The organism is Atribacteraceae bacterium (assembly GCA_035477455.1).
GTDB lineage: Bacteria > Atribacterota > Atribacteria > Atribacterales > Atribacteraceae > DATIKP01.
In genome coordinates, this window is sequence record DATIKP010000089.1 from 1 (window position 1) to 7,948 (window position 7,948).

Below are 7,948 nucleotides of genomic sequence, written 5' to 3' on the forward strand. Positions count from 1 at the left end.
TTCCTGTCGGGTAGGCAAGCTCATCCTCACCTCTCATCACACCTCCCCTCCATCAGATTCTGGAAGGCATGATACCGTATCTTAAGAATTTTAGTTGAGGCAACGATTGAATTTCCTTAAGATTTTAGATGAGGCAATTCGCAACCTTGACATTTTTATTTGGGTTCGCGTACAATGGGAACGGTTCCACAATGCAGATATTTTGATCGGGAGGGACTAAGACATGAAAGCTGTTCGCTTGCAAGCAAAATGGGATCCCCGTCCGGACTACCGCCTGGGACCCAAAGATGTGTCGGAAAAGGTGTGCTGGTTGGGGAGCCGGGTCTGGAAAAACCCGAAGGTGTCAGTCGCGGACATCCCGGTACCGTCGATAACAAGACCTACCGATGTCCTGATCAAAATCCGGGCCTGTGGGGTGTGCGGTAGCGATGTCCATATGGCCCAGTGCGATGCGGAAAACTATATAATTTATCCTGGATTGACCGGATTTCCGGCTACTTTGGGTCATGAGTTTTCCGGTGAGGTAGTGGAGGCTGGACCGGAAGCGAAAAACCGGCGGACCAACCAACCCTTCGTGCCCGGTGAGCCGGTAACCGCCGAAGAAATGCTGTGGTGCGGCCATTGCCGGCCTTGTGTCGATGGGTTTCCCAACCATTGTGAAAACCTGCACGAGTTGGGCTTCGATGTCGACGGGGCCTTTGCCGAATACTTGGTGGTCGATGCCAAGTACCTGTGGAGCCTGAAGGAGCTCGAAGGAGTGTATCCCGGTGAAAAAATATTCCTGGCCGGGAGTCTGGTGGAACCGACCTCTGTGGCCTATAACGCGGTGATTGAGCGAGGGGGTGGGATCCGGCCGGGAGATAACGTGGTTATCCTGGGTGGCGGACCGATCGGGTTGGCGGCTTGCGCGGTATTGAAGCGAGCCGGGGCGGTTCAGGTCATCCTGTCCGAGCCCTCCGAAGTTCGCCGGGAGATGGCCTTGGCCGTCGGAGCGGACCTGGCATTTGACCCCACCCGGGAGGGTTTCACCGAGACGGTGCTGGCCCGGACTAATGGTCAGGGAGCCAAGCTTTATCTCGAAGCCTCCGGCGTACCGCAATTGGTCTGGAAAGATATCGAGGACACTATCTGGAAAGCCCGGGGTATCAACGCGACCGTTGTGGTTGTGGCCCGCTCGGATGTGAGAATTCCATTGAACGCCGAAGTCTTCCAGGTCCGTCGGGCCCAGATCGTCGGTTCCCAGGGACATTCCGGGCACGGCACCTTTCCGCGGGTCATTTCCCTAATGGCATCAGGAATGGATGTGACCAGGATTATATCCAAGACCGTTTATTTTGACGAAATTCCCCACTATATCCACTGCCTGCAGACCGACAAGAACCTGGTCAAGATCACGGCACTGAACAGTTGAGAGAGAAGATAAGCGGGAAGGAGAGCAAGAACAATGAGCAAATGGCAGATCCCCCCGGCCGGGGGACAGATGGAAAAACCGGACGGTGTCTACTACCAGACCCTGACCTCCCGGCAGATCGAGGAAAAACTGAAAACCAACGACTTGATCATCGTCCCGGTGGGTAGCACGGAAAATCACGGACCCCATACCCCCACCGGAGAAGATACGTTCCTGGTCAGCCGGATGGCTGAACAGGTCGCCATGGCTACCGGCTGTACCGTGGCCGAACCGATCTGGTACGGATTCCATCCCTATCACCATATCGGGATGCCGGGCACTGTACCGGTTCAGGACGATGCCTTCGTGAATCTTCTGGTCAGCGTCATTGCCGGATTCTGGAACACCGGCTTTCGCAAGCAAATCCTCTTGAACGGACACGGCCAGGAGTTTGTCATTCCGGTGGCGGTGCATAAATTCGCCAAGATTTTCCAGGTTCCGGCCATGATTTTCAACGTCAACTGGTATCATGCCATTCAGGACCAGTTTAAAACCCGGGAGCAAGGCGGACCCTACGAGACTCCCTTCATCCACGCCGACGAAGTGGAGACCTCCTGGAGTCTGGCCCTGTTTCCGGAGTTTTGCCGTCAGGAATGGGCGGTAGACACCAAGCCCCGTGGCTACCTTCCCGAAGGCCACATCGACAAGGCGGGCAACCTCCTCCACCGGGCCATTGCCTGGTATGGCCACGTTGGTGGGGGACCCATCGAAATCGCCGCTTACCCGGAGGGCGTGGTCGGGAAATGTACCGCCGCCTCGGCGGACAAGGCCAGACAGGGCGTGGAGGCGCTCCTTGATTACCTGGAGAAACTGGTCAACGATATAATGGCCGCCTTTCCGGCTGGCAAGCTCCCCCCGGCCGGAGATCTTTCCCAACGCTCACCGGAGGAGCTGGAGGCACTTTTGAAAAAGCCTTTGGAAAAGGGCTGGAAAAACCTCTATGCTGCAGGAAATATTTGGTGAGAATTTGAGCGGGGTCGAACAATTCCCGGCCCCGTTCACCCTTTGTCCAGACGCAGTGAATAAGAGAGCGATGGGAGAAGGAGGTGATCGAATCATCCGCAAGCACTGGTAGAATGGCTTCAGGCAGGGATTTCAAGTGATCCCGGAGAGATCAACGTGAAGGAGGTTATCTTATGTTTTTCACAAAGAAGACTTTTCTGATCGTGATGGTTATGAGCTTGGCGATTCTTTTGGTGGGTGGGATTGGTTCCGCCTTGGCCGAAACCATCGATATTTGGGTTGTGGTACACGGGGGTATTGCCGATCCTTTTTGGAGAGTGGTCGAGCGGGGAGTTATGGACGCGGCGGATAATTATCCCGATCTCAACGTCACCTATACCGGTCCCCCAGTTTTCGACTTTGTCCAGTTTCTGGCCTTCGTTGAGACAGCCATTGCCGCCGACCCGGATGTACTGGTGGTGACCCTGACCGAACCTGAGGCTATGGATGAAGTGCTACGTACCGCCATTGCCGGGGGTCTCCCGGTTATCGGAATCAACGCCCCGGACCTGCGGGAACCGGCCGACGCCCGAATCCCGGTGTTGACCTACGTGGGCGAGGACAGCTACTTTATCGGGGTAGCGGCCGCCCGGGAAACCCTGGCCCGCTTCACTCCCCGGCGGGCGGTCTATGTCAACCACCACCCGGGGGCCAGGAATATCGAATTGCGGGGTGCCGGCTTTGTGGACACCATGCGGGAAGCCGGTGTACCCGCCGAACAATTGGACATCACCGTCGATCCAGTTATGGGGGCCGAAATCACCCTGGCCTATCTCCAAGCCAACCCGGACACCGACGTGATTTTCAGCGGCAACACCCTGCGGACCGAAACCATCGTGACTCGCCTCCTGGATGAGGGGATCGCGGTGGGTGAGGAAGTTAAAATCGCCCAGATGGATATCTCCGAAAAAATACTGGAATATATCCAGGACGGCTTGGTCATGTTCACTATGGACCAGCAACAGTACATGCAAGGCTATTTGGGTGTGGTATTCGCTTATCTCCATGCCAAGTTTGGCCTGACGCCGCCCCCGACCCCTGTTTCCACCGGGCCGTCGGTCATCACCGCCGACGATATTCCATATCTCCTCGAGCTGGCGGAAAAGGGCTTCCGGTAAACGCAGCCCACTTCGTCGCCCGGCGGGGCATTAAGCCCGTCGGGCGATATTCAATACTTACTCCTGACCCGGCGGTAAACCGGTTTTATCTTCTGAAATCCTTGCCCTGTAGATTATAGAACGTGAACGGGAATGAGGTGATGAATGTGTCCATGACGGAATCCACGGGAAATGTTGCTTTATCGCCGACGTTCATCCCGCTTGGCGAAAGACTCCGTCGAAAACCCGAGTTCGGAGCCATCATTGCGTTTCTGGTTATTTTTGCTTTTTTTTCAATGGTCGCCCCCCGTTTTTTTTCTCTGCGCAACCTGACCTCTGTGTTTACGATCGCTGCTGAATTGGGCATTATGACCATTGGTGCCTCATTTTTAATGATTTGCGGTGAATTCGATCTCTCCATAAGTGGAAACTATGCCCTGGCGGGCTTTCTCTTCGTAATGCTGGGTAACGCCTTTGCCTTTCCTCTGGGCTCGGTGGTGGCGCTCTTGATCGCTCTGGCGATTCCCTGCCTGGTGGGCTTTGTCAATGCGCAAATTACCCTCCGGGGCCAAATTCCTTCTTTTATCGCCACCCTGGGAATGATGATGTTTTTGCGGGGGATACTCCTGGGGATTACCGGGGGGGCTTCCATCTCCTATTTGGGAGACGCGGCGGTTCCTTCCCTTTTGACCGGGCTTTTGGCCTTTCGTTTCCGCCCATCCCACCTCTGGTTCATCTGCCTGATAGTAGTCTTCGCCTTCATTCTAAACCGGACCGTTTTCGGTAACCGGGTCTTTGCCACGGGAGGAAAGAAAGAAGCCGCCCGGACCTTGGGGGTGAATGTCGACCGGGTGAAAACCATCTCCTTTGTAGCTTGTTCGTTGCTGGCCGCTTTTTCCGGGGTAGTGGCCATCAGTCGCTTCAGGTTGGCCAACGTTGCGTTCGGCCAGGGCATGGAACTGGAGGCCATCGCCGCTGCGGTGATCGGGGGGACGCTCATGGCCGGTGGGTATGGCTCGGTGATCGGGGCGGCCCTGGGGGCGGCGATCATGGGCATGGTGCGTACAGGCCTGGTGTTGGCCGGAGCACCGGCCTACTGGTATAGTGCTTTCGTGGGGGTGATTTTGATCGTGGCCGCGACAATGAACCTGAAGTTGCGCAGGGCGACCCTGGAGCGGTAGGAGGTGATGTCGGTGAATAACACGAAGCCCCTGGTGAACATGGAAAACATTCATAAATCATTTGGTGTGGTCAAAGCGCTGCGGGGAGTGGATTTCGCGGTTTATGAAAACGAGGTGGTTGCCCTTTTGGGGGACAATGGAGCGGGAAAGTCCACCCTGATCAAAATCCTGGCCGGAGTTCATCGACCTGACCGGGGAAGAATAATCATACGGGGAGAAGAAATCCACTTCGCTTCGCCGGAAGAGGCGCGCCTGGCCGGCATTGAGACCGTTCACCAGGACCTCTCTCTGGTTGAACGAATGAACATCGCCCGGAATTTTTTCCTGGGGAAAGAACCGACCCGCAAAGTGGGCCCCCTCAACGTTCTTGACTTGGCTAAAATGAACCGGGACTGTCAGGTGGCGGTGCGGGACATCGGGGTTAAGGTTCGATCGCCGGAAGATTTCGTATCCATATTGTCGGGAGGCGAGAGACAGGCCATCGCCATTGGTCGGGCGGTCTACTTTGGCGCGAAAATATTGATTCTGGACGAGCCCCTGCGCAATCTCTCCATCCGGGAGCAGCGCACGGTATTGAATCATATACGTGCCGCCCGGGACAGGGGTTCTTCCGTTATTTTTATCACTCACAATGTACACCACGCTTGTCCGGTGGCTAATCGCATCGTCTTGTTGGACAACGGAGCAAAGATTGGTGAAGTGGCAGCTGGTCAGAAAACCCCTGAAGAAATTGCCGAGTGTATCGCTACTGGGACTATGGTTACGATCGATCCGGAAAAAGAATGATGGGGAGGGATAAGCGTTGAAACAATTGAACACGGGCATTATCGGTATGGGAAGAATCGGCCGGATCCATGCCCGCAATCTTCAATTTATGATTCCGGATGCGACGGTTTCGGCCATCGCCGAAGTCGATCAGGCGGTTTTGGACCAGGCGGCTTCGGAACTCCAGGTTCCGGTAGCTAAAACCGACTACCGCTATCTCCTCGACGATCCCGGGATCAAGGCTGTGGTCATCTGTTCTCCCACTGACACCCATGTCCCGGTGGTTATAGACGCCGCCCGGGCGGGAAAACATATATTTTGCGAAAAGCCAGTGGCCCTGGATATCGCTTTGATCGATCAGGCTCTTGCCGAAGTGAGCAGGTCCGGGGTAAAGTTAATGGTCGGTTTCAACCGCCGCTTTGATCCGGGGTTTCGCAAGGCACGGGAGACAATCGTACGCGGCGATATTGGAGTTCCCTACCTCGTGCGTATCACCAGTCGCGATCCCGCTCCGCCTCCTCTGAACTATATTGAAGTCAGCGGAGGACTTTTTCTGGATATGATGATCCACGATTTCGACATGGCCCGCTTTTTGCTCGCCGAGGAGGTGGTGGAGCTGTGTGCCAGTTCCGCCTGTCTGGTGGACCCGGCCATCGGAAAAGCAGGAGACGTGGACACTGCCCTGGTACTCCTGCGCTACCGAAGCGGTGCGCTGGGAGCCATTGACAATTGCCGCCGGGCAGTGTATGGGTATGATCAGCGCATCGAGGTTTTAGGCTCAGCAGGAGCGGTGTCAGTGGGGAACAAGACCCCGACGGAGCTGACTGTGGCCCGGGAGGATGCCGTGAGGAGCGAAAAACCACTGTTCTTTTTTCTGGAGCGTTACCAGGAAGCCTATCTTGCCGAGATGAACGAGTTTGTCGGTTGCGTGCTCGAGGACCGCACCACCCCGGTGGGAGGTCTGGATGGCCGGATTTCAGTGGCGATGGCTAACGCTGCCGGGGAGTCAGCTAAAAAGGGAGGTTTCGTCAAAGTCCACCCGCCAACTCAATGAGAGGTGATCAAAAGAGTGTCCCGATTGTTTGAAAAATCTCGGTCATTAGTCGAAGATATCGGAGAACAGCTACAGATCCGGTTTCGCGAGGTCGGCAGAGAGTACGAGCTTCCGGAGAACACCGGGACCTGCATCCTGGTGAAAAGCGCCAAGGATTACTACTTGGGGGTTTGGCAAAACGGGAGGAATCATCGTTTTTCAGACCCGATATTTTCCGAGTTTTTCTCGAACTCCGGCGGTTTTTTCATGCTCTACCCCTTCCACTGGCAAAACTATCTGAATCTGTCGGAATTCTTTCCCAGGCTGAAGCCCCGGCCGGCCGGGGTGAGGTCGTCATTTGGCTGTGGTGACCGGTTAGGGATGGTTTCGACCGCCCATCTGGAAGCCCTCAAGCGCTATGGGATGTTTCCGGTGATTGCCCAGCAGTCGCCGCGGGAGCTGGAAAAAACGCACCGAACCTTTCGGGAAGTTCTGCTGGGGGCCGCCTGGGGGATTTTGGAGAGCGGGCTGGACACTCCCTTTGGTGCCGACGCCGACCACATCAAAGAACCTGGATCGCTGGAAGCCGCCGTCGAGGCGGGCTTTACCATGTACACGCTTGATGTAAGCGGAGAAGCCCGCTCGGATGTCGAGCGGATGGGAGTCGAAGAACTTGAACAAGAGTACCGGAAATTCCCGACAGACCAACAGGAGTATTATAGGTGGTATTTGGACCGGGAGTACTGTCTTCAGGACGGAACGAAGCTATCCTTTCCGGAAGATGTCCTCCTTCCCCTCGTGGTGACGTATGCCCCGGCCCTGGACTTCGTGGAACGGATGAACGAAACGATCTCCGGAAAAATCCCCGGTTATGACCTCGAGGTGTCCCTTGACGAAGGAGGGGTGGTGACTTCACCGGAAGCTCATTTTCTGTTTGCCGAAGAACTCCACCGGCGGGGTGTGGACTTCCAGAGCCTGGCTCTCCGTTTTCCGGGCAGCTTCGAAAAGGGCATCGACTACCGGGGTGACAGGGAGAAGTTTTCTGCTTCGGCCAACAGCCATGCTACAGTAGCTCGGGAGATAGCCGGGTACCGTCTGAGTTTGCATTCGGGAAGCGACAAATTCAGCATTTATCCGGCCTGGCGGGAGGCCACCGGCGGGCTTTTTCATATCAAAACGTCGGGAACCAACTGGCTGAAAGCCCTGGAGGCCATCGCTCTCTGTGATCCAGCGCTTTTACGTGATGTCTATGCCCTTGGTATCCAGACTTTACCGGAAAACCGGAAAGCCTATCATATTTCCATCCCGGACGACGCGGTGGACGACACCCTCGCTGAGTGGTCCGATCACCGTCTCCCCGAACTCTTTTCCCGACCGGCCGTCCGTCAGGTCCTCCATATCTCGTATGGGTCGATCCTTG

7 protein-coding genes are annotated in these 7,948 nt (G+C 55.8%); all 7 read left to right on the top strand.

The features are described from left to right. Positions 1-223: 223 nt before the first annotated feature. Positions 224-1,411 (top strand): scyllo-inosose 3-dehydrogenase, encoded by a 1,188-nt coding sequence (gene iolM / locus VLH40_05505; GenBank protein ID HSV31464.1) that lies wholly within the window; start codon positions 224-226, stop codon positions 1,409-1,411. A 33-nt stretch (positions 1,412-1,444) separates the two neighbouring features. Next, positions 1,445-2,413, top strand: coding sequence for a 3-dehydro-scyllo-inosose hydrolase (gene iolN, locus VLH40_05510; GenBank protein ID HSV31465.1), 969 nt, complete (start codon positions 1,445-1,447; stop codon positions 2,411-2,413). Between the two features lie 173 nt (positions 2,414-2,586). Further along, positions 2,587-3,570, top strand: a complete 984-nt coding sequence (locus VLH40_05515; protein HSV31466.1) for a substrate-binding domain-containing protein — start codon at positions 2,587-2,589, stop codon at positions 3,568-3,570. A gap of 152 nt (positions 3,571-3,722) precedes the next feature. Beyond that, positions 3,723-4,730, top strand: coding sequence for an ABC transporter permease (locus tag VLH40_05520; GenBank protein HSV31467.1), 1,008 nt, complete (start codon positions 3,723-3,725; stop codon positions 4,728-4,730). Between the two features lie 12 nt (positions 4,731-4,742). Continuing rightward, the gene (locus VLH40_05525) at positions 4,743-5,516 is read left to right on the top strand and encodes an ATP-binding cassette domain-containing protein (GenBank protein HSV31468.1); all 774 of its coding nucleotides are present in this window, start codon (positions 4,743-4,745) and stop codon (positions 5,514-5,516) included. Between the two features lie 16 nt (positions 5,517-5,532). After that, on the top strand, positions 5,533-6,549 hold the full coding sequence (gene iolG, locus VLH40_05530; protein ID HSV31469.1) for an inositol 2-dehydrogenase: 1,017 nt from the start codon (positions 5,533-5,535) through the stop codon (positions 6,547-6,549). A gap of 24 nt (positions 6,550-6,573) precedes the next feature. Further along, a partial coding sequence (locus VLH40_05535) for a tagaturonate epimerase family protein (GenBank protein ID HSV31470.1) occupies positions 6,574-7,948 on the top strand: 1,375 nt, incomplete at its 3' end.

Bases quoted from the DNA above. Each gene is read 5' to 3' on its own strand.
- iolM (HSV31464.1), top strand. From the start codon at position 224: ATGAAAGCTGTTCGCTTGCAAGCAAAATGGGATCCCCGTCCGGACTAC.
- iolN (HSV31465.1), top strand. From the start codon at position 1,445: ATGAGCAAATGGCAGATCCCCCCGGCCGGGGGACAGATGGAAAAACCG.
- VLH40_05515 (HSV31466.1), top strand. From the start codon at position 2,587: ATGTTTTTCACAAAGAAGACTTTTCTGATCGTGATGGTTATGAGCTTG.
- VLH40_05520 (HSV31467.1), top strand. From the start codon at position 3,723: ATGACGGAATCCACGGGAAATGTTGCTTTATCGCCGACGTTCATCCCG.